Origin of the sequence: Steroidobacter sp., from assembly GCF_036406195.1 — a bacterium.
In the GTDB taxonomy this organism is placed as follows: domain Bacteria; phylum Pseudomonadota; class Gammaproteobacteria; order Steroidobacterales; family Steroidobacteraceae; genus Steroidobacter.
In genome coordinates, this window is sequence record NZ_DASWVW010000013.1 from 36,956 (window position 1) to 57,882 (window position 20,927).

Annotated in this window: 17 protein-coding genes; 7 read left to right on the forward strand and 10 right to left on the reverse strand. The window is 63.3% G+C overall.

What is annotated here, in order from left to right; genetic code table 11:
• Window positions 1-15: 15 nt before the first annotated feature.
• From cofD to VGE08_RS04895, 5 genes are all read left to right on the forward strand, one after another.
• Entirely contained in the window at window positions 16-966 is a 951-nt protein-coding gene (gene cofD / locus VGE08_RS04875; protein ID WP_331066738.1) for a 2-phospho-L-lactate transferase, read from the forward strand.
• A 261-nt stretch (window positions 967-1,227) separates the two neighbouring features.
• Window positions 1,228-1,545: a 2Fe-2S iron-sulfur cluster-binding protein gene (locus VGE08_RS04880; RefSeq protein ID WP_331066739.1), complete on the forward strand. Its 318-nt coding sequence runs from the start codon at window positions 1,228-1,230 to the stop codon at window positions 1,543-1,545.
• A 6-nt stretch (window positions 1,546-1,551) separates the two neighbouring features.
• Entirely contained in the window at window positions 1,552-2,826 is a 1,275-nt protein-coding gene (locus tag VGE08_RS04885; RefSeq protein ID WP_331066740.1) for an NAD(P)/FAD-dependent oxidoreductase, read from the forward strand.
• A 104-nt stretch (window positions 2,827-2,930) separates the two neighbouring features.
• Window positions 2,931-4,088 (forward strand): bifunctional 2-methylcitrate synthase/citrate synthase, encoded by a 1,158-nt coding sequence (prpC, locus tag VGE08_RS04890; protein WP_331066741.1) that lies wholly within the window; start codon window positions 2,931-2,933, stop codon window positions 4,086-4,088.
• 20 nt (window positions 4,089-4,108) lie between these two features.
• A complete protein-coding gene (locus VGE08_RS04895; RefSeq protein ID WP_331066742.1) occupies window positions 4,109-5,563 on the forward strand; it encodes a bifunctional 2-methylcitrate dehydratase/aconitate hydratase in 1,455 nt (484 codons plus the stop codon).
• A 1-nt stretch (window position 5,564) separates the two neighbouring features.
• On the opposite strand, the gene VGE08_RS04900 is transcribed toward VGE08_RS04895, so the two are convergent.
• The 4 genes from VGE08_RS04900 to VGE08_RS04915 all read right to left on the reverse strand — a co-directional run bounded on the left by VGE08_RS04900 (window position 5,565) and on the right by VGE08_RS04915 (window position 10,125).
• Window positions 5,565-6,494 (reverse strand): S1/P1 nuclease, encoded by a 930-nt coding sequence (locus VGE08_RS04900; protein WP_331066743.1) that lies wholly within the window; start codon window positions 6,492-6,494, stop codon window positions 5,565-5,567.
• A 37-nt stretch (window positions 6,495-6,531) separates the two neighbouring features.
• A complete protein-coding gene (locus tag VGE08_RS04905) occupies window positions 6,532-6,756 on the reverse strand; it encodes a DUF3562 domain-containing protein (RefSeq protein WP_331066744.1) in 225 nt (74 codons plus the stop codon).
• Window positions 6,757-7,032: 276 nt separating this feature from the next.
• A complete protein-coding gene (locus VGE08_RS04910; protein ID WP_331066745.1) occupies window positions 7,033-9,378 on the reverse strand; it encodes a sensor histidine kinase in 2,346 nt (781 codons plus the stop codon).
• A 108-nt stretch (window positions 9,379-9,486) separates the two neighbouring features.
• Window positions 9,487-10,125: a response regulator transcription factor gene (locus VGE08_RS04915; RefSeq protein WP_331066746.1), complete on the reverse strand. Its 639-nt coding sequence runs from the start codon at window positions 10,123-10,125 to the stop codon at window positions 9,487-9,489.
• 569 nt (window positions 10,126-10,694) lie between these two features.
• Here VGE08_RS04915 and VGE08_RS04920 point away from each other — a divergent pair.
• Complete coding sequence (locus VGE08_RS04920) at window positions 10,695-11,873, forward strand: sensor histidine kinase (protein ID WP_331066747.1); 1,179 nt, start codon at window positions 10,695-10,697, stop codon at window positions 11,871-11,873.
• On the opposite strand, the gene VGE08_RS04925 is transcribed toward VGE08_RS04920, so the two are convergent.
• On the reverse strand, window positions 11,840-13,993 hold the full coding sequence (locus tag VGE08_RS04925) for an ATP-binding protein (RefSeq protein ID WP_331066748.1): 2,154 nt from the start codon (window positions 13,991-13,993) through the stop codon (window positions 11,840-11,842). The two genes, VGE08_RS04920 and VGE08_RS04925, sit on opposite strands and share 34 nt — an antisense overlap.
• A gap of 287 nt (window positions 13,994-14,280) precedes the next feature.
• On the opposite strand from VGE08_RS04925, the gene VGE08_RS04930 reads away from it, so the two are divergent.
• Entirely contained in the window at window positions 14,281-15,924 is a 1,644-nt protein-coding gene (locus tag VGE08_RS04930) for a SulP family inorganic anion transporter (protein ID WP_331066749.1), read from the forward strand.
• 20 nt (window positions 15,925-15,944) lie between these two features.
• Here VGE08_RS04930 and VGE08_RS04935 read toward each other — a convergent pair whose 3' ends face one another.
• Genes VGE08_RS04935 through VGE08_RS04955 form a run of 5 tightly spaced genes read right to left on the reverse strand, consistent with a single transcriptional unit; the run spans window position 15,945 to window position 20,886 of the window.
• Window positions 15,945-16,658 (reverse strand): sulfite exporter TauE/SafE family protein, encoded by a 714-nt coding sequence (locus VGE08_RS04935; RefSeq protein WP_331066750.1) that lies wholly within the window; start codon window positions 16,656-16,658, stop codon window positions 15,945-15,947.
• Entirely contained in the window at window positions 16,651-16,818 is a 168-nt protein-coding gene (gene ccoS, locus VGE08_RS04940) for a cbb3-type cytochrome oxidase assembly protein CcoS (protein WP_331066751.1), read from the reverse strand. Before ccoS ends, VGE08_RS04935 begins: the two co-directional genes overlap by 8 nt.
• Entirely contained in the window at window positions 16,815-19,274 is a 2,460-nt protein-coding gene (locus tag VGE08_RS04945; protein WP_331066752.1) for a heavy metal translocating P-type ATPase, read from the reverse strand. Before VGE08_RS04945 ends, ccoS begins: the two co-directional genes overlap by 4 nt.
• Entirely contained in the window at window positions 19,271-20,677 is a 1,407-nt protein-coding gene (gene ccoG / locus VGE08_RS04950; RefSeq protein ID WP_331066753.1) for a cytochrome c oxidase accessory protein CcoG, read from the reverse strand. Before ccoG ends, VGE08_RS04945 begins: the two co-directional genes overlap by 4 nt.
• Window positions 20,674-20,886, reverse strand: coding sequence for a hypothetical protein (locus VGE08_RS04955; protein WP_331066754.1), 213 nt, complete (start codon window positions 20,884-20,886; stop codon window positions 20,674-20,676). The genes ccoG and VGE08_RS04955 overlap by 4 nt, the downstream gene beginning before the upstream one ends.
• Window positions 20,887-20,927: the final 41 nt, after the last annotated feature.

A 20,927-nucleotide genomic window follows, 5' to 3' on the forward strand; every position in this document is an offset into this window, starting at 1 on the left:
ACGGGAGCCGTTGCGATGACCCAGGTACTGGCGCTTTCCGGAGGCATCGGCGGAGCCCGGCTGGCGCTGGGATTGCAGCACACGCTGCCACCCGGCGAGCTCACCGTCGTGGTCAACACCGGCGACGATTTCGAGCACCTCGGGCTATCGATATCGCCGGACATCGACACCGTGCTGTACACGCTGAGCGGCCAGGAGAATCCCGATCGGGGCTGGGGCCGTGGCGGCGACAGCTGGCATTTCATGGCCGAGATCGAACGCCTCGGCGGGGAGCGCTGGTTCCGGCTGGGAGACAAGGAACTGGCCGTTCACATCGAGCGCACGCGCCGGCTCAATGCTGGCGAAAAGCTGTCCCGCATCACCGCCGACTTCGCCGGGCACTTCGGCATCCTGGGCAAGGTGGTGCCAATGACCAACGACATGGTGCGCACGATGGTGGTCACCGAGGGCGAGGGCACGCTGGATTTTCAGCAATACTTCGTCGCGCGGCGTTGCGAGCCGGTGGTGAAGGGCATGGCTTATGCCGGCGCCGCCGACGCGCAAATGCCGCCCGTTCTGCAGGAAGTGCTCACCGATCCGTCCTTGCAGGCCATCGTCATCTGTCCCTCCAATCCCTGGCTGAGCATCGCGCCCATGCTGGAAATTCCCGCCTGGCGCGAGGCGTTGCAGGAAGCGACGGTGCCGGTGATCGCGGTATCACCACTGCTCAACGGCCATGCGGTCCGGGGGCCGGCCACCAAGATCATGAGCGAGCTGGGACTGGAGCCTTCTTCGGCGTCGATCGCACAGTTTTATGGCAACCTCATCGACGGCTTCGTGCTCGATAGATCCGAAGCACACGTGGCGCCGGAGATCGGCGTGGCCACGCACGTGACCGCTACCTCGATGAAAACACCGGCGGACAGGCAGCGTTTGGCCGGGGAAGTCCTGGAATTCGCCGGATCTTTCCGCGGCGTTGGGGTATAAGCGGCTGCGCGACGGCCTGGCGGGACGGCCGTGCGTTTATCGAACGCCGACGTCGGGCGTTTTGCCCGCTCGCAACATCCCGACCGCTGGGTCACAATGCTCACTCTGGGCCCACTCTGGGCACGCTTTGACGTGCTTCCGGTGCGGTATTGTGCTCGGCCGGATGGCCGTGGCCCTTGGCCACTTTTGGGGCGACTTATTTGGGCGGCTTGATGTTGCCCGCTCGCGGAAAAATATTAGACAGATGGCTGGAGCATTTGAATGAGTATTCGGTTGAAGGTGGTGGATCGCAACGGCGATGAGCACGAGATCGAGGCGGCGCCGGAAACCTCGTTGATGGAAACGCTGCGCGAGCTGGACTACGGCGTAGCGGCCATCTGCGGTGGCATGTGCTCTTGCGCCACTTGTCACGTCTACATCGCACCGGAATGGGTCGACAAGCTGCCGGCGCGGCAGAGCGACGAAGGGGATCTGCTCGCCGAGCTGCAGTTCCGCCAGGACAACTCACGCCTGTCGTGCCAGATCCAATTGAAAGCAGAGTACGACGGCCTGCGCCTGACGCTCGCGCCGGAAGAATGATCGGCCATGGCCCACACTGAAGAACATATTTATGTCATCGGCGCCGGCCATGCCGGCGGCGAGACCGCATTCGCGCTGCGCCAGCAGGGCTATGCAGGTCCGTTGACGGTGATTGGCGAAGAAGCGCACGTGCCGTATCAGCGGCCGCCGCTGTCGAAGGCCTATCTGAAAGGCGATTGCGAAGCGCCGTCCTTGTATCTGCGGCAACCGGCCGCGTATGAGAAAGCAAACATCGGGTTGTTGCTGAGCCGTCGTGTCGAGCGCATCGATCGCGCCAGCAAGAAACTGGTGTTGGACGATGGTCGTGAGCTCAACTACTCGAAGCTGGCGCTGGCCACGGGTGGCCGGGCGCGTCGCATCACGATCAATGATGCCGCTCGGGCCGAGCGCACCAGCAACTTCCACTATCTGCGCACCATCGATGACGTGAATGCAATCCGCTCGCGGTTCCAGTCCGGACAGCGGCTGGTCGTCGTCGGCGGTGGTTACATCGGATTGGAAGTCGCCGCATCGGCGATCGCGAGCGATGTGCATGTCACGGTGCTCGAAGCGTTGCCGCGCGTGCTTGCGCGAGTGACGGCGCCACAGATGTCCGAGTTCTACGAACAAGTACATCGCAATGCTGGCGTCGATCTGCGCACCAACATCGAAGTCACCGGCTTGGATTTCAATGCAGCGGGAGATGCTGTCACTGCTGTTCATTGCAGCGGCGGAGTGGTGATTCCCGCGGACTTCGTGGTCGTGGGCATTGGGTTGTTGCCGAACACGGAGATCGCGCAGGCCGCGGGTCTGGATGTCGACAACGGCATCGTGGTCGACGAGCACGCCGCCACCTCCGATCCCGACATCGCCGCCGCTGGCGATTGCACCAATCATCCCAGCGTGTTCTGCGGCCGTCGCATTCGTCTGGAATCGGTGCCGAACGCGGTGGAGCAGGCGCGGGTCGCCGCAGCCTATCTCGCTGGCAAGCCGCGCGTGTATGACTCGGTGCCGTGGTTCTGGTCCGATCAGTACGATTTGAAACTACAGATGACTGGCCTGTCGCAGGGCTACGATCAATTCGTGCTGCGCGGCTCGATGCAGAACAAGTCGTTCGCTGCCTTCTATTTGAAAGAGGGTCGGCTGATCGCCTGCGACGCCGTCAACCGGGCCCAGGAATTCATGGTCGCCAAACGCATGGTGGCCGCGTGCCAGCCGTTCGATCCGGTGGCGCTGGCCGACGAGTCGGTGCCGCTCAAGACGCTGGCTCCGCCGGTTCAAGCCGCCGCTGCCGCTAACTGATCTGGAAGCGGCGGCGCCCGCCGCCGCTTCGGCAAGACCCCATTGTTCGACGCACGTGCCGCTGTGGCAAAGTGGCGCAACACGTAACTATCGGGGGGCGCGCGATGTCGGAAGCAACTTCGAACCCTGCTTTCAAGCCGAAGAAATCCGTGGCGTTGTCGGGCGTGACGGCTGGCAATACCGCGCTGTGCACGGTGGGCCGCAGCGGCAACGATCTGCACTATCGCGGCTATGACATCCTGGATATCGCCCGCAGCTGCGAGTTCGAGGAAATCGCCTACCTGCTGATTCACGGCAAGCTGCCAAATCATGCGGAGCTCGCGGGCTACAAGGCCAAGCTCGCGCGGTTGCGCGGCCTGCCGCTCGCGGTCAAATCGGTGCTGGAGCAGTTGCCCGCCGGGGCACATCCGATGGATGTAATGCGCACCGGCGTGTCAGCGCTGGGCTGCGTCTTGCCGGAGCCCGAGCATCATGCTCCCGCCGCCGCGCGTGATATCGCCGATCGGCTGATCGCCAGTCTCGGCTCCATGCTCACGTATTGGTATCACTTCAGCCATCGCGGCCGTCGCATCGAGGTCGAGACCGAAGACGATTCCATCGGTGGCCATTTCCTGCATCTGTTGCATCAGAAAACGCCGTCGCGGCAGTGGGTGCACGCGATGCATACATCGCTCATCCTGTACGCCGAGCATGAGTTCAATGCATCGACGTTCACTGGCCGCGTCATTGCCGGCACCGGGTCGGATATGTATTCGGCCATTACGGGCGCCATCGGTGCGTTACGCGGGCCGAAGCATGGCGGCGCGAATGAGGTCGCGTTCGAAATCCAGCAGCGTTACGACACGCCCGATCAGGCCGAAGAGGACATTCGCAAGCGAGTGGCGAACAAGGAAGTGATCATTGGCTTCGGTCATCCGGTCTACACCATCTCCGATCCGCGCAATGAGGTCATCAAGGCTGTCGCCCGGCAGCTGGCGCAGGATGCGGGCGACACCAAGATGTTCGACATTGCCGCGCGCCTGGAAAAGGTGATGAAAGAGATCAAGAACATGTTTCCCAATCTCGACTGGTACTCGGCAGTGTCATATCACCTGATGGGCGTGCCGACCGCGATGTTTACGCCGCTGTTCGTCATCGCCCGCACCACCGGCTGGGCGGCGCACGTGATCGAACAGCGCGAGGATGGCAAGATCATCCGGCCGAGCGCCAACTACATCGGCCCGGAGAATCAGCCGTTCGTGCCACTGGATCAAAGACCGTAGCGAATTCGACTCGAGGAATCATGTCCCTGCACGATATCAAGTCCGCCGAGCGACCCGCGCCCGACGACGTTCTGACGGCGATCGCCGACTACGCGCTTTCATATCGCATCGACAGCGAAGTGGCCTACGAGACGGCCTACTACTGCTTGATGGATACGCTCGCGTGCGGCTTTCAGGCGCTGCAATACCCAGCGTGCACGAAGCTGCTCGGGCCTGTGGTGCCTGGCGCGGTAATGCCCGGTGGTGCGCGTGTGCCTGGCACGAGTTACGAGCTCGATCCGGTGCAGGCTGCATTCAACATCGGCGCGATGGTGCGCTGGCTCGACTTCAACGACACGTGGCTGGCCGCCGAATGGGGACATCCTTCGGACAACCTCGGCGGCATTCTCGCCGTTGCCGACTATCTGTCGCGCCGGAACGCCGCTCGAGGCAAGAACGGGTTCAAGGTGCGGGACCTGCTCACGTTCATGATCAAGGCCCACGAGATCCAGGGTGTCGCGGCGCTGGAGAACAGTTTCAATCGGGTCGGACTGGATCACGTGCTGCTGGTGAGGGTTGCTTCGACGGCGGTCACGACCGTGATGCTCGGCGGCACGCGAGAGCAGGTGATCAACGCTGTGTCGAATGCGTGGATCGATGGCGGCGCGTTGCGAACCTATCGTCACGCACCGAACACTGGCTCACGCAAGAGTTGGGCGGCCGGAGACGCGACCAGCCGCGCTGTGCGTCACGCGTTGATGGCGATGGCCGGAGAGATGGGCTACCCCTCCGCGATCACGGCGCCGACGTGGGGATTCCAGGATGTGCTGATGAAAGGCAAGCCGCTGTCTTTCCCGCAGCCGTTTCGCAGTTACGTGATGGAGAACATCCTGTTCAAGATCTCCTATCCGGCGGAGTTTCACGGGCAGACGGCGGTTGAAGCCGCCATGAAGCTGCATCCGCAAGTGCGGCGGCACATTGACGACATCGAGCGGGTGGTGATCGAGACACAGGAGTCGGGCATTCGCATCATCGACAAGACCGGACCGCTCGCCAACCCCGCGGATCGCGATCACTGCATTCAATACATGGTCGCGGTGCCGCTGATCTTCGGCCGGTTGCAGGCGTCGGACTATGAGGATGCCGTTGCGAGCGATCCGCGCATCGATCTGCTGCGGGCCAAGATGGTCGTGACCGAGAACCCCAAGTTCACCGAGGAATACTACGCGCCCGACAAAAGATACATCGGCAATGCGGTGCAGGTGTTCTTCAAGGACGGTACGCGGACGGAGCGCGTGCAGATCGATGTTCCGCTCGGTCATCGCGAGCGTCGGGCGGAAGGGATGCCGGTGCTGGTGCAGAAGTTCGAGTCGTCAGTCGCGGCGCACTATTCACCGAAGCAGGCAGAAGCGATCAAGGCGATGTTTGCCGAGCGCGGCAAGCTGGAGAAGATGTCGGTGCAGGAGCTGGTGTCGGGGCTGGTGAAGAATCGCTGATTCAGCGCGCCTCATCCCGAAATGCCCAACGCAGCACCTCGGTGAGTCGATAACCCGCCAGGGTCAGTCGCTGCTCGGCGGTTTGTAGAGATTGATCGACATATTCCTTGGGCAGTTCTGGCGCCGACGCGGCGGAATCACTCGCTCTCAAGTCGGGGCCATAGCTGATGGTCGTGGCGAGATGATGGCTCTCCTGCGCCCACGTCGAAAATTCCGCCGTGCTTCGAAATGGCTGCAACTCCTTGAACCGGGCACGAGGCAGGCGACGCATGAGATCGGCTGCCTGGCGCGTTACTGCCTTCGTTTCGCCATTGCGAATGACACTGTCGTCCCAGAGCCAGTGCAATGTGACTGGCCTGCGCTCGGAGGGAGCGAGGACGAACTGCCTGCTGCCGCCGCGATCGCCTTCGGGAAACTGTTTGGAGACTTGCGACACGGCATGCAGCGGTTGATGCATGTCACTCACCAGATGAAATATCCAGCAAAGTGCTACCGCACGTTCGCCCGCGGAGGCGCGAGGATCGGAGGCCATGCTGAGGTTCAGCGCGAACGCCTCCATTGCCGAACCTTGCGGCACGTCGTCGGGCAACTTCGCTGGTGGCGACTTCGCATCGATGATGGGCCGTGACCAATAGTGCCAGGTCGGGTGGTCGTAAACGCTGCCCCGGATGTCGTCTGGCCAGCGTGCCAGCTGCAGAAAGATTCGACGCGCACGTTCTTTACCGCTGGCGTTGCCGACGGCTACCGACAACGTGCCGCGATCCGGATGTTTCTCCGCCAGCGCGACGATCTTGTCGATGATCCGCCGCTCTTTTGGGCTGAGCTCCTCATAGGCAATGGCCGCACTGACCATATGGCCTGCGCGAGACCAGGCGAATGCGCCGGAGCAGGGTAGAAGAGAGGCGAGCAGCAGGACGACGAGTGGCTTCATCCGCGCGATCGATTCAGCGATGGCGAGCCGCGTCGACTCAGCTATGGTTGGTGTTTCGTTCCGCGTGCAGTACGTTGCGCACCAGGCGAGTCGCGATCACGGATACGAAGGTCTTGACGCGGGCTTGGGAATTCAGGCGCGCATGCTCCATCTCGTACAGCTCGCGCACATGCTCGACCGGGGCATCGCTCTCCTTGGCGAGAGCTTCGATGGCTTGCTGCTGCCTGGCCGGATCACCTGCGTCATTACGCAAGACGGTCATAGTCCCTCCGGTGTTTTTCTGCCCGACGAACGCATCGCAGAGCGAATGTTAGCCGCAGCCGCGTCGGCAGCCGCGAACTTCCCGCGCCGCGCCCCGGTTCGGGGTCCGCTCCAGAATCGCTTTTTCCGGTGGTTCAGTCACTTGCGGTCGCTTGCTGGCTCGTTGCCGATGAGCTGTCACATTCACGGAACGCGCCGTTTGCGCAAGTCAAGCGATAAGTAGCCGGGCCGCCGAGGTCCATGCCTGTGATCAGCAAGCCGATCGTTGCCGTGCATCCTAGGACTCAGAGTCGGATGTCGCCGTCGCATGGTCGGCGGCAGTCGCGGCGGCCTGTGGCAGCGTGAAATGGAATGCCGCGCCGTGACCGACGGCGCTTTCCGCCCAGATCCTTCCTCCATATCGCTGCACGATGCGTGCAGCCGTTGCCAGTCCGATGCCGACGCCGGGAAACTCCGCCATGGTGTGCATGCGTCGGAACGGCTCGAACAGATGCTGCGCGAAATTCATATCGAAGCCGACGCCATTGTCGCGCACCAGGAAAGCCGGTCCGCTCTCGTGGGCGACTCTCGTGAGCTCCACGACGGGGCGTTCAGTGTGCGTCGTATATTTCCAGGCGTTGCCCAGCAGATTGAACAGCAGGCTGCGTAGCAGGCGCGGATCGGCATGGATGGGCGGCCCGCAATCGGTCCGGCATTGCACGCAATGCGATGGATACTGCTGCCGCAGCTCCGCGATGACTTCGGCGGCGAGCGCGTCGAGGTCGATGGGCCGGCGCGCCAGCTCGATCTTGGTGAGCTGAGCCAGCCCGAGCATGCCGTCGATGACGTCGTTCATGCGCCGTAGTGACACGTCGACGCGTTCCATGTGATGTAGCGCATCTGGGTCGGCCTGCTGCTGGATGAGCTCGCGCAGGATGCCGCAATGGCCCGCCATGGCATTCAATGGTGCTCTCAGGTCGTGCGCGGCCGAGGCAGTGAACTCTTCCAGATCGCGATTGGCGTAGGTCAGCTCCTGGTTCATCACCTGCAACTCGCGCGTCCGCTCTTGCACGCGGCGTTCGAGCGATGCGGTATGACGATCGATATCTTCCCGGAGCAGTGCCTGTTGGAGCGCGATTGCCAGCTGATCGGCGATGGTATGCACCGCCTGGAGATGTTCCCGGGTGAAACAATCGGGCCGCGCATCGCTCAGCTCCAGCATGCCGAGGAGATGTTGCTCGCCGCGCAGTGGCAATGCGGCGTAGGAAACGGCGCCGGCCTGGCGCCATTCACGAAACAGCGGCGAAGTGGATTGCAGCTTGCGCAGATCGCCGAGATCGATGGCTTGGCCGGTGCCGACAGCGCGTAGTGCTTGCTCGTAAGTTGCGATGGAATGCGCGCGCGGCACGAAGTCATCATTGCCACACGTGCCTGCTGCCAGCAAACGATGGGCTCCCGAGTTGCGATCGAATACGACGACGCTGGCGCACGCGCACGGCACCATGCGGCGCAGATGATCGACCGCCTTTCCGGCGATCTCTTGCATGGAGCGCATGCCGAGAATGGCGCGATCCATTTCGGCGACGGCTTGAACGCGCCGCAAGTGTGCCAGCAATGCCGCTTCGCCGCGGCGTACCACCTGCGCGTTCCACCAGACCAGGCCCGAGAACACCAGCATGTTGGCGGCGGTGAACGTCGCCAGCCCGATTTCCGGGCCATACCAGCCGCGCAGCTGACCTTGCAGTAGCAGCCAGCCGACCAGGCAGGGCAACAGCACGGCGGCCGGCAACAAACGACGCATCTCCGCGCCGGCCTGGTCGGATGCCGTGAGCTGACGGGCCATCAGGAAGCGCGGATGCACGGTGAGCACGGCCGTGGTCAGCAGCAGCAACCCCAGTGCCGTATGCAAGGCGACTACCGAAAAGCCGGGCAGCGAGTACAGCGATGCGGCACGGTAAGCATGTCCCAGCACCATGATGAAGGCGCTGATCGCGATCAGCAGAACGATCAACTCCAGCGCCAGCCAGAGTCGCCTCGAGCGCGCCGGCCAGGGCAGCAGGGCCATGGCAATCAGGCTGAAGCTGAGCGCCGAGATCGGCGACATGCGCCAGGGAAACACGCTCAGGTGATTGGGCGAATCCTCGGCCACCAGCAGCCGGTCGATGCCCGTTGGGAGTTGCAGCACGTAGCTGAGCAGAGTGGTGCTCGCGACCAGCAGCAACAGCAACGCCGCCACAGGCTGTATTCGGGCCAGGCCAAGCTGAATGACGCCGCTGGTCGACCGGGCCGCGAGGCCGGCCAGCGACAGGCCGCCCAACACGAAGCTCATTGCCGTGTTGGGTTTCATGGTGAATCCGGGCAGCAGACTGGTGAGCCAGGGTCGGGACAGCCACCAGCCGGCCAGCGCCAGCAGGCCAGCGGCCATGCACAGCGCGGCAATGACGTGAGCAAATGGCATCAACGCCAGTGCCGGGCCGGACTGCGGTGTCAGCGCGCTGGCCGGACTCGTCGAGGAATGTTTATCCTTGTTGTACAGGGAATCTCCTCGTGACGCGCCTGCCGCCGCGGCGTCGCCGTACCCTGGATGTTTCGAGTTTAAGCAGCCGGCTCGCTGCTCGGCGTCCGCATCTATACGCAGGTCCACTTAGGGCTGCCCCTTCAGAGTGAGGGCGCATGGGCATGCCGCACAAGCGGGCTTTGGTCCAATCTCCCCCGTTACCCGCCGTTGTGAGCGGCGTTCATGACTGCGCCGTCACGACTCCCGGCTGGCGCCCCCACCCGATTCAATGATCATGTGCATACGGACCAGATGCGCCAGCGATTGCGCCCCCATCTTGTCCATGATGTTGCCGCGATGGACCTCGACGGTGCGCTCGCTCAGCCCCAGGTCGAGCGCGATGACCTTGTTGGCGCGCCCGTCCACCACCAGCTGCAGCACTTCTTTTTCGCGGGCGCTGAGCGTCTGGAAACGGGCGCAAATATCGGCGTGCCGCCGGATGCTGTTGCGGTTGCTGGCATCCTTCTGGATGGCGGCGCTGACGCGTTCGAGCAGGTCCTGACTGCGCACCGGCTTCTCCAAAAAGTCGAATGCGCCTTCGCGCATCGCTTCCACCACCATGGGAATGTCGGCGTGGTTGGTGATCAGGATCACCGGCAGGATGGAGCCGATGTGATTCAAATGGCGCTGCAACTCCAGCCCGCTCATCTCGGGCAGGCGCACATCCAGCACCAGGGCACCGGGCATGGCGTGATCCAGTTTCTCCAGGAACTGCGAAGGTCGACTGTAAGAAACCACGACATATCCGGCGGCTCGCACCATGGCGGTCAAGTCATCCCGGACCTCGTCGTCATCGTCCAGTACATGCACGACCGGCTGCGCTGCTTTATTCATCCCCACCTCTCCCTGATGTTTGATTATTCGTCTGGCAGTGTACATCTGTTGTTAAAGACTGGGCATCCGAGCAATGACCTGCAGTGGTGTTTCGTGACGGCCAGGTTGGGCCGGCAACGGTTGTGATATGACACCGGTCGAACCGGCCCGGGACACTTCAGTCGCGCTCCGAAGCACTCCGTGTTGCAGATCAGGGCGCGTTAACTACCGATTGCCCCCCACAGGATCGGTACCTATCGTGCCCCGCGGCGCAGAACGACCGCCGCTGCCTGATGCTGAAACATTTACTGGACCATGCACGCCAGCTCGTTAGGATCGACTGGGCTGTCTGACCCCGCTCTGAAGGCCGTCAACCCCGAGCGGGTGTCGTCATCCGCTCTCTCCGCATATTCCGCGCGTCGCCCTCCGCATTCCGTCGGTGTACGCATCGGCGCCGGATTTGCCTTGCCCGGCTCTCTGGCGATATCGATCTGCAGGACAATCGACTGCTGAGCGAACGCCGCACGCGGCCTGAGCGGCGCGCATGACCAAGGCGAGGAGCAACGGTCGAGCGCCCGGGAGGTGAGTTGATGAGCCAATCGACCTTTAGATCCAACATTCTGTTGGTCGATGATGAGCAGGCCAACCTGGACGCGCTGGAGGCGGTGCTGGAAGGGCTGGGCCAGAATCTGATCATCGCCTCGCACGGCGACCAGGCGCTGAAGTGCGTGCTCGAACATGACTTCGCGGTGATCCTGCTCGACGTGCAGATGCCCGGCATGAGTGGCATCGAGGCCGCGGCATTGATTCGCGCGCGCGAACGGTCGCGTGCCACGCCGATCATCTTTCTCACCGGCATGATGCGCACCGCCGAGATGGTGTTCAGCGGCTACTCGGCGGGCGCGGTCGATTACCTGATGAAGCCGCTGGAGCCGGAAGTGTTGCGGGCCAAGGTCCAGGTATTCGTCGAGCTGGACAAGGCGCGGCACGAGTTGGAACAGGAGATCGCCGAGCGCGCGCGCATTGCCGAGCAGGTCAGCGAGCTCAATACCGCTCTGCGCCAGAAGAACGATGACCTGCTGGCCGCCAACGCCGACCTGGAATCGTTCTGTCACTCGATCTCGCACGACCTGCGCATGCCGTTGCGTCACGTCCATTCCTATGTTTCGTTGCTCGAAGCATCGGCGGGCAGCAAGCTCAACGCCGAGGAGCGGCGGCACGTGCAGACCGTGCAGAAGGCGGCGATGCGCATGACCCGCCTGATCGACGATCTGCTGGCTTTCTCGCGCATCGGCCGCGCGTCCATGCACCGGCAGTGCATTCACATGGACGAGTTGATCGATGAAACGTTCCAGGAACTGGGGCCCGAGTTGAACAACCGGCAGATCGACTGGGAACGCCGCGAGATTCCGGACACCGTGGGCGATCCGCAGCTGGTGAAACAGGTGTGGGTGAATCTGCTGGCCAATGCAGTGAAGTACACGCGGCCACGCAACCCGGCCAAGATCGAAATTGGCGCCGATATGGGCGACAACGAGATCATCTACTACGTGCGTGACAATGGCGTCGGCTTCAACATGCAGTACGCCGACCGGCTGTTCGGCGTGTTCCAGCGCCTGCATGCGGACCCCGATTTTGAAGGCACGGGAGTCGGGTTGGCGAACGTGCGGCGCATCGTGCAGCGGCACGGTGGCCGCACCTGGGCCGAAGGCGTCGAAGGCCGTGGCGCGACGGTTTATTTTTCCATGCCGATCGCCGGCAACGGGTGAGGCCGGCTCCAGCGTTGCAAGGCTCGTTCGAAATCCTGTTCCGAGTAGGGCTTGGTGATGTAGTCGTCCATGCCCGCTTGCAGGCACTGCTCGCGATCCTCGCTCATTGCATTCGCGGTCAGCGCGATGATCGGTATGCGATGGGTCCCGGCGCGCTCACGCTCGCGGATGAGTCGCGTTGCTTCCAAGCCGTCCATCTCCGGCATCTGGCAATCCATGAAGATCAGGTCGTAGGTCTGCTGTGCCGTGCGCTCGCAGGCGATGCGGCCGTTCTCGGCCAGATCCACCTCGCAACCCAATTTGCGCAGCAGGCGCGTGGCGAGCATGCGATTGACTGCATGATCCTCCACGATGAGGACTCGCGGATGCGACGTGTTCGCTTGCTCCGGCGACGGCTCGATTGGAGCAGCTACCGTCAGCGTGCGACTGGTGGCAGACGCGTCGGTGCGTGATGCTGCTGGTAGGGTGAACCAGAATATCGAACCAGCCCCAGGATGACTGTGCGCTCCGATCTGGCCACCCATCAGCTCCACCAGTTGTTTGGAGATCGCGAGCCCCAGGCCGGTGCCGCCATATCTGCGAGTGGTGGAAGAGTCGGCCTGCGTGAACTTCGCGAACAAGCGCGACAGCTGTTCCGGCGTGATGCCGATGCCAGTGTCTTCGACTTCGATGCGCAGCTCGTCGTCGGCATTGCTGGAGGCGCGAATCGTCACGCGGCCGGCCTCGGTAAATTTGATGGCGTTGGCCGCGAGATTCACAATGACCTGGCGCAGCCGTCCAGCGTCTCCCACCAGGCCGGCCGGCACCGAGCCCGGCCACTCGACTGTGAGCTCCAGGCCTTTCTCGGCCGCGCGCGGCGCCAGTAGCGTCACCACGTCCTGAGCGATCTTCCTGGCATCGATCCAGCGGCGCTCGATCGTCACGCGGCCGGCTTCAATGCGCGAAATATCCAGGATGTCGTCGATGATGGTCATCAGCGCGCTGCCGGAGTCCCGGATGGTGGTGGCCATGGCCCGTTGCTCGGGGTCCAGCGCCGTCTGCAACAGCAGATGGGTGAAGCCGATGACGCCGTTCATGGGCGTGCGGATCTCGTGGCTCATCGTCGCCAGGAACTCACTCTTGGCCTTGCTCGCGGCTTCGGCGGCATTGCGCGCCTTGATCAGCTCGGTGATGACGGTCTTGAGCTGCGCCTCCGACTGTTCGGCCTGATGCTGCGCCTGTTTCAAAGCGGAGATCTCGATGGCGGTGCCGGACATGCGCAGCGCCAGGCCGTTCTCGTCGCGCTTGTTTACGCAGCCACGGATCAGCATCCATATCCAGTGCCCGTCCTTGTGGCGCATCCGCGCTTCGCTTTCGAAGTACGGCGTGGCACCGTGGCTGTGACGTTCGACCAGCTGCAGGGTCTGTGCGAGATCGTCCGGGTGCATGTTGCCGTTCCATGCTTCGCGCGACATGAGCTCGGCTTCCTGACCGGTGTATCCGAGCATCCGTCCCCAGTTGCTGTCGAACCGCAAGGCGTCGCTCACCATGTCCCAATCCCACAGGCAGATGCCCGAGCCTTCGATGGCCAGCGCATGGCGTTCGCGTAGCTTGACCAGCATTTCCTCGGCTTGCTTGCGCGCGGTGATGTCGACGCACACGGACGTGTAACGACTCACCCGGCCAAAGCTGTCGGTGGTCGGAATGATGGTGATGTCCAGCCAGAAGTGCCTGCCGTTCCTGGCGCGGTTGCGGATCTCGCCTCGCCACTGCTGGCCGGTGGCTATGGTGCGATACATGTCCATGAAGAATTTGCGCGGGTGGTGGCCGGAGTTGATCACGTCGTGATTGCGGCCGAGCAGTTCCTCTCGTGTGTAACCGCTGATGCGGCAGAACAGCTCGTTCACGTGTGTGATCCGGCCATTGGCATCGGTGCTGGAAACGATGCTGCAACTGTTCAGCACCTCGAGCTCGGATTCGAGCTCCTGAACTCGATTGCGCAAGCCGCCGGTGAACGGCCGGGCCACCAGCGCGCACAACTGCGCCAGCGGGCGAGGCCAGCTCCAGGTCAGGGATTTTTTGGGCGCCGACGCGCCCGGGCGGGACGGCGACGGGGCAGTAATGGAAACGGACACTGGCATGGACGGACTATCGGGCAGAACGTGCGACTCTGACGCGTGCCGGGATCACAGCAGGTCACATTGAATCGCAGGTCCGATCCGGGATTGAGCAACGGCCTTATGTCGGCAAGAGGGTCCCGCACCAGCCGCGGAACCGTCACTACGGTGACACCAGGTACCCCTGGCCCCGAGGTTCTCGAGTCGGTGTTCATGGAGTTGCGACGTCGGGATTGGCGGCGTGGAGGCGCGCTGCCGCATAATTACGCAATCGTTGTGACCGGGACCGCTGTGACAGAGAACACTACTCGATGATCGCCATTCTGGAGGCGCACCGCGCCGGATTGCTGGGACGCGCGCATTGGGCGCGAAATATCGTGTCGGGCGTGGTTGTGGGCGTGGTGGCGCTGCCGCTGGCGATGGCATTCGCGATTGCGTCCGGGGCCAAGCCCGAGCAGGGGCTGTACACTGCCATCGTCGCGGGGCTGCTGGTGTCCCTGTTCGGCGGCAGCCGCTTGCAGATCGCCGGGCCGACCGGCGCCTTCATCGTCATTCTCTCCGGCATCACCGCCCAGTACGGCATCGACGGCCTGCAGATCGCGACTCTGCTGGCCGGCATCATGCTGTTTCTACTCGGTATCGCGCGCCTCGGTGCCATCATCAAGTTCATTCCCGATCCGGTGATCCTCGGCTTTACCGCCGGCATCGCCGTGGTCATCTGGACCGGCCAATGGCGGGACTTCTTCGGTCTGCCGGAGGTGACCGGGCAGCACTTTCACGAGAAGCTCTGGCATACGTTGCAGGTGCTGCCGCAGGCGCAGCCCGGCACCACGGCATTGGCGACCGTGACTCTGGCGATCGTGCTGTTTGCGCCAAAAGTGAGCTGGTTGAAGCGCGTGCCCGGGCCCTTGCTGGGGTTGTTGTTCGCCACCGTGGTGCAGGCGACCTTTCATATCGATGGAGTCGCCACCATCGGCTCGGCCTTCGGAGGCATTCCGCGAGGCTTGCCGACGTGGCACGTGCCCGAGATCACGGCCGCCCGAGTCATCGAGCTGATCGGGCCGGCGTTCACCATCGCCATGCTGGGAGCGATCGAGTCATTGCTGTCTGCCGTGGTCGCCGACGGCATGGCGGGCACGCGGCACGATTCGAATCAGGAGTTGATCGGGCAGGGCATCGCCAACATCGCGGCGCCCCTGTTCGGCGGATTCGCAGCCACCGGCGCGCTCGCCAGAACCGCGACGAACGTTCGCAATGGCGGTTCGAGCCCGCTCGCAGGCATCGTGCATGCGATCACGCTGGTGTTGATCGTGCTGGCTCTGGCGCCGTTGGCGGTGCACATCCCGCTGGCGGCGCTTGCGGCCATTTTGTTCGTGGTGGCTTGGAACATGAGCGAGGCTCGCCATTTCATGACGATGGCGCGGCGGGCGCCGCCGGCGGACATCGTCGTCCTGCTGGTGACGTTCGTGCTCACCGTGTTCGTCGACCTGGTGGTTGCCGTCAACATCGGCGTGATCGTCGCGACACTGCATTTCCTGCGCCGCATGGCGAGCAGCGTGGAAGTGCAACAGCAGACGCATCAGGATCTCAGCAGGGAGTTCGAGCATCGGGGCCTGAAGTTTCCCCCGGGCGTGCTCGCGTTCGCGGTCGAAGGACCTTTCTTCTTCGGCGCCGTCGAGAATTTCGAGCGCACGCTCGCCAGCACGGGCACCGATCCGGAGGTGCTCATCATCCGCTTGCGCTGGGTGCCGTTCATGGACATCACCGGCCTGCAGACGCTGGAGGAGGTCGTTCGCGGCCTGCAGAGGCGCAAGGTGCGAGTGATGATGACCGGTGCCAACGATCGCGTCAGCGCCAAGTTGCGCCGTGCCGGTATCGTGGAGCTGATCGGCGAGGAGAATTTCTGCGTGAACCTGGAGCAGGCGCTGAGCCGGTTGAACGGTGCGCCGGTTTAGGAATGCTCCTTTAGGAATGTTCAGTGGTGATGGGCGTGCCCGCCGGCGGGCAGGGCAATCCAGATCATCCACGCCCCGAACATCAGCAACAGCAGGCCGCTGGCGAAGCGGGGCCAGCGGTTGTTGAGCACTCTTTGCACTTGCGATGCGAGCACGCTGCTCGTGAGCATGGAAGGCAGCGTGCCAAGACCGAATGCCAGCAGGATGGCGGCGCCATTCAGTGCGTGCCCGCTCAACGCGGCGAACAACAGCATGGAATAGACCAGGCCGCAGGGCAGCCAGCCCCACAGGAAGCCCAAGGCGATCGCCTGGGTGTGACCGGTGAGCTTGCCGGTGCCGAGTGTGTAAGGTTGCAGCCGGCGCCAGAACTTCGCGCCAAATGTTTCCAGCCATCGCAGCGGATTCCACGGCGATAGCATTCGCAAGGCGATCAGCACCAGCAGCACGCCACTGGCAATCCGCAACGTCGTGCCGATGCGTGCCAGGTCGAGCACGGCCTGCAACGTTGCACCGATCAGTCCACAGATGGCGCCGGCCGCCGTGTAGCCGCCCAATCGGCCAACGTGATAGGACAGCGCATTGGTGAAGGCACTGCTCGGACTTGCCGCTGTGGCGCGAGCGCGCATGCCGAGGGCGCCGGCCAGTCCGCCGCACATCGCGAAGCAATGAGCGCTGCCGGCGATCCCAGCGATGAAGGCGGCGGAGAGACTGAGCGCGTCGCTGGGATCAGTCATCGCTGATGGGAGGGTCCGCGGGCGCATCGTCGCGTAGCGCATCCCACCCCGGCGATTCCAGATCGTCGAATTGGCCCGCGCCGACGGCCCAGAAGAATCCCCAACCGGCGAAGATGACCAGCGCCAGGCTCAGGGGAATCAACACCAGAAGAATGCTCATGCGACCGTCTCCCGCAATCTGGCTGATGTTATCACCGGCGCTCGATCTCGTTGCGGTGGCCGAGGCAGCAGCCGGGTGGAGTTCAACACCACCGCGACCGAGCTGATCGACATGCCGAGCGCGGCCAGCCAGGGAGGAATGAATCCCAGCGCGGCCAGCGGAATCGATCCCAGGTTGTAGATCGCGGCCCACAACAGATTCTGCCGCGCAATTCGTAAGGTACGTCGCGCCAGCTGCACGGCTTGCGGCAAGGCATCGAGATTGTCGCTTACCAGGATCAATCCAGCGCTCGCATGTGCCAGCGCCGCGCCCCTGCCCATGGCGATGGAAACATCGGCCGCGCCGAGCACCGGCGCGTCGTTGACGCCATCGCCGATGACCGCCACGCGTTTACCTTCCTTCTGCAAGGAAAGCACATGAGCCAGCTTCTGCTGAGCGGTGCGCCGGGCTAGGTAATCATCCACCGCGCACTGCTGCGCCACGGTCATCACCGCTGCCTGGCCATCGCCGCTCAAAATCTGTGGCGCGATGCCGAGTGCGCGCAGCTGGTTCACCGCCTGCGCCGCCATGGGTCGCAGCGAGTCGGTGAGCTCGAACCAGGCAAGGGCCACTTGCTCGTCGCCCAGCAGGACTACGCTGCCGGTCAGTTCGTCGGGGCTCTGGGGAACGTCGGGCACCTTGCGCAGCTCGGCGACAAAGTCGGGACTGCCGATGCGAAACAGGCGGCCATTGACGCGAGCCTGCACACCGCGACCGGGAACCGTCTCAACGTCTGCAACTGTGCCGTCGCCATGGAACGGGGCAAATGCGCGCGCCAGCGGATGCTCCGACGATTGCTCTATCAGGGCCGCTGTACGCAAGCATTGTTCTTCGCTCATGTTCGTCAGCGGAATGCATCTGGCAACACGCAGCTCGCCGCGCGTCAGCGTGCCGGTCTTGTCGAAAACGATGTGATCCACTTTCGCCAGACTTTCCAGCGCGTCGGGGTCCGTGAGCAGAATGCCAAGGCGGCCCAAGCTCGCGGTGGCCGCAGCCAGCGCGGCGGGCATGGCTATCGCAAACGCGCACGGACAGGCCACGACCAGCACTGCCAGCGTCGCAGGGAACGCGCGCGATGGATCGATCGCCAACCACGCGGCACAGGTCAAGCCGGCGCCCAGCAAGACGTAGCGGAGAAACCTGGCGGCGGCGCCATCGGCATTGCGCGCCAGCGCCGGTTTGTTTGTTTGCGCTCGCTGCATGAGCGAGACGATGTGCGAGAGCGCCGTGTCGCTACCCAGCGCCGTCACCGACAGACGTATCGGAGCCTCGAGGTTGATGGTTCCCGCGACGACCCGATCGCCGCTGCGCCGTTGTACCGGCAGCGATTCGCCGGTGAGCATGGCTTCATCGAGCTGCGCCTCGGAGTCGATCAGTTCGCCGTCGGCCGGCAACACTTCACCCCGCCTTACCTGGATCACATCGCCGATTTGCAGCGATGTCACGGGGACATCGTCCACGCCGCCCGGGCCGACGCGATGCGCGATCGAGGGCAGCTGCCTTGCCAGCGCGTCCGTCACACCCGCAGTGTGCTGACGCACGCTCATCTGGACGAAGCGGCCCAGCGTGAGGAAGAAAATGAACATGGTCACCGAGTCGAAATAGACTTCGCCGCCGTTGGCGCTGAAGATGTTCCAGACGCTTGCGCCATAAGCGAGCACCAGTGCAATGCTGACCGGCACGTCCATGCCGATGCCGCGGCTGCGCAGGCTATTCCAGGCACTGAGCAGAATCGGTGCGCCGGCGTAGAACATTACCGGCGTGGCGACCAACAAGCTGACGATGCGGAAGTAACTCAGCAGCGTGGGGTCCATGACCTCGTTGGCGAGCTCGGCCGAGTAGACGGACACCGCGAACATCATGACCTGCATCATGCCGAAACCGGCGACGAGCAACCGCTTGAGACTGTCACGCCGTTCTTCACGCAGCGTGCGAGCGACTGTTTCGTCGGTCAGGGGATGCGGTACATAACCGAGTTGCGCGATCGTGCGCATGACCTCGGCGAGATCGAGCTGCGAGCCGTCCCAAGTGACGGTGGCGCGTCCCGTGGCGGCATTGACGCTCACATCGATCACACCCGCGTGCCGTCGCAACACCTTGTCGATGAGCCAGCTGCAGGCCGAGCAGCGCAAGCCTTCGATGAGCAGGGTGACGGACGTTTGTCCACGCACCGTTCGTGTGAACTGCGACGCGAACTGCTGATCGGCATAGACTCGCCACTTGTCGGTCTGATCCGCATCGCGCGGGCGTACCGATGCACCGTCGCGATAACGATAGAAATCTCCCAATCCAGTGCCGGCGATCAGCTCGGCCACTGCCTGGCAGCCGCTGCAGCACACCGGTTCATTGCGTTGCTCGATGCGCGCCACGAGCGTGGAGCCGCGCAAAGGTTCTCCGCAATGAAAGCAGATGCTCATCTGGATGCCGGAGCGATGAAGCGAGCCTTGGATCTTGCCTCGATGGCGCCATCGTCCGAGCGCGCCACGATCTGAATGTCACGGCCACCACTGATCGACTGGCTGGGCGCACGGATGCGGACGGCCGTGCTGACGACTTCGCCAGCGCCGACTCGTTGCAGCTCGCTGTCGGTGTCCACGATGACGCCGTCAATGCCTTGCGCTGCGATTCGGAAGGCGTGCTCGCGAGTGTCCTTGTTGATGAAACGCACGGTGTACACGTTTTCGATGAGAACGCCGCCCGTCTCGCTGGGGATGTTACGGTACAGAGCGTTTCGATCTCTGAGCACGTCGAGGTGGACGAGCTGCCGATTCGCGACCGCCACGCCGAAGCCCACGATCAGCGCGAGCAGAATCGAGCCGTAAACGACGATGCGAGGCCTGAATATGCGCGTGGGTTGATTGTCCAGCGCACTTTGCGTCGTGTATCGCACCAGCCCCTTCGGATAGTTCATGCGCTCCATGACGCTATCGCAGGCGTCGATGCACGCGGCGCAGGCGATGCACTCCAGCTGCAACCCGTCGCGAATGTCGATACCCGTGGGACATGCCTGCACGCACAGCTTGCAGTCGATGCAGTCCCCAAGCCCTTTCTGTTTCGGATCGACACCGCGCGCCCGCGAGCCGCGCGGTTCGCCGCGCTTGACGTCGTAGGAAATGATCAGCGAGTCGCGGTCGAACATGGCGCCTTGGAAGCGCGCGTAGGGGCACATGTACTTGCAGACCTGTTCGCGCATGAATCCGGCGTTGCCGTAGGTGGCGAAGCCGTAGAACAGAATCCAGAACGACTCCCAACCGCCGAGCGAAGCCGTCATCACGGAATGGGTCAGTTCCCGCACCGGCGTGAAGTAACCTACGAAGGTGTAGCCGGTATAGAGCGCGAAACTGATCCACAGCACCTGCTTGGCAGTCTTGCGCAGCACCTTCTCCAACGACCAGGGCGCGTTATCCAGGCGCATGCGCTGTTGCCGCTTGCCCTCGGTCCAGCGTTCCATCCACACGAAGATTTCCGTCCACACCGTCTGCGGGCACGCGTAGCCGCACCACAAGCGGCCGGCCAGCGCGGTGAAAAAGAACAGCGACAGCGCGGCGATGATCAACAGCCAGGTCAGTAGGAAAAAGTCCTGCGGAAAGAAGGTCAGGCCGAAGATATGGAACTTGCGGGCCGGCAGGTCGAACAGCACGGCCTGGCGCCCATCCCACTGCAGCCAGGGCATTGCATAGAACAATCCGAGCAGCGCGATGGTGGCGGCGACGCGCAGCCGGTTGAAGCGGCCCCCGACCTCGCGCGGGTAGACCTTCTGGTGCGCGATGTAGAGGCTGCCCTCATTGCTCGCGGCGGGAGTGGGTCGTGGTACGTTCATCGCCCACGGGTCTCGATCAGGTACGCGGTGAGGAAGCTAGAAATGGCTGACATCATCCAGAAAAAGAAAAAGCCGACGGTGTAGCCGGCGCGACGATCCGCCAGCCATGCCGGCGGCGCGGCATGATCCACGAGGATTTGTGGGTCGAAACAAGCAAAAAACAATAGGGTCGCCACGCAGGCCGAGAGAAACGAGGCCCACAGCAGCACGCCGAGATCTTCCCGGAACCGCACCCAGCAATTCGGGCGCG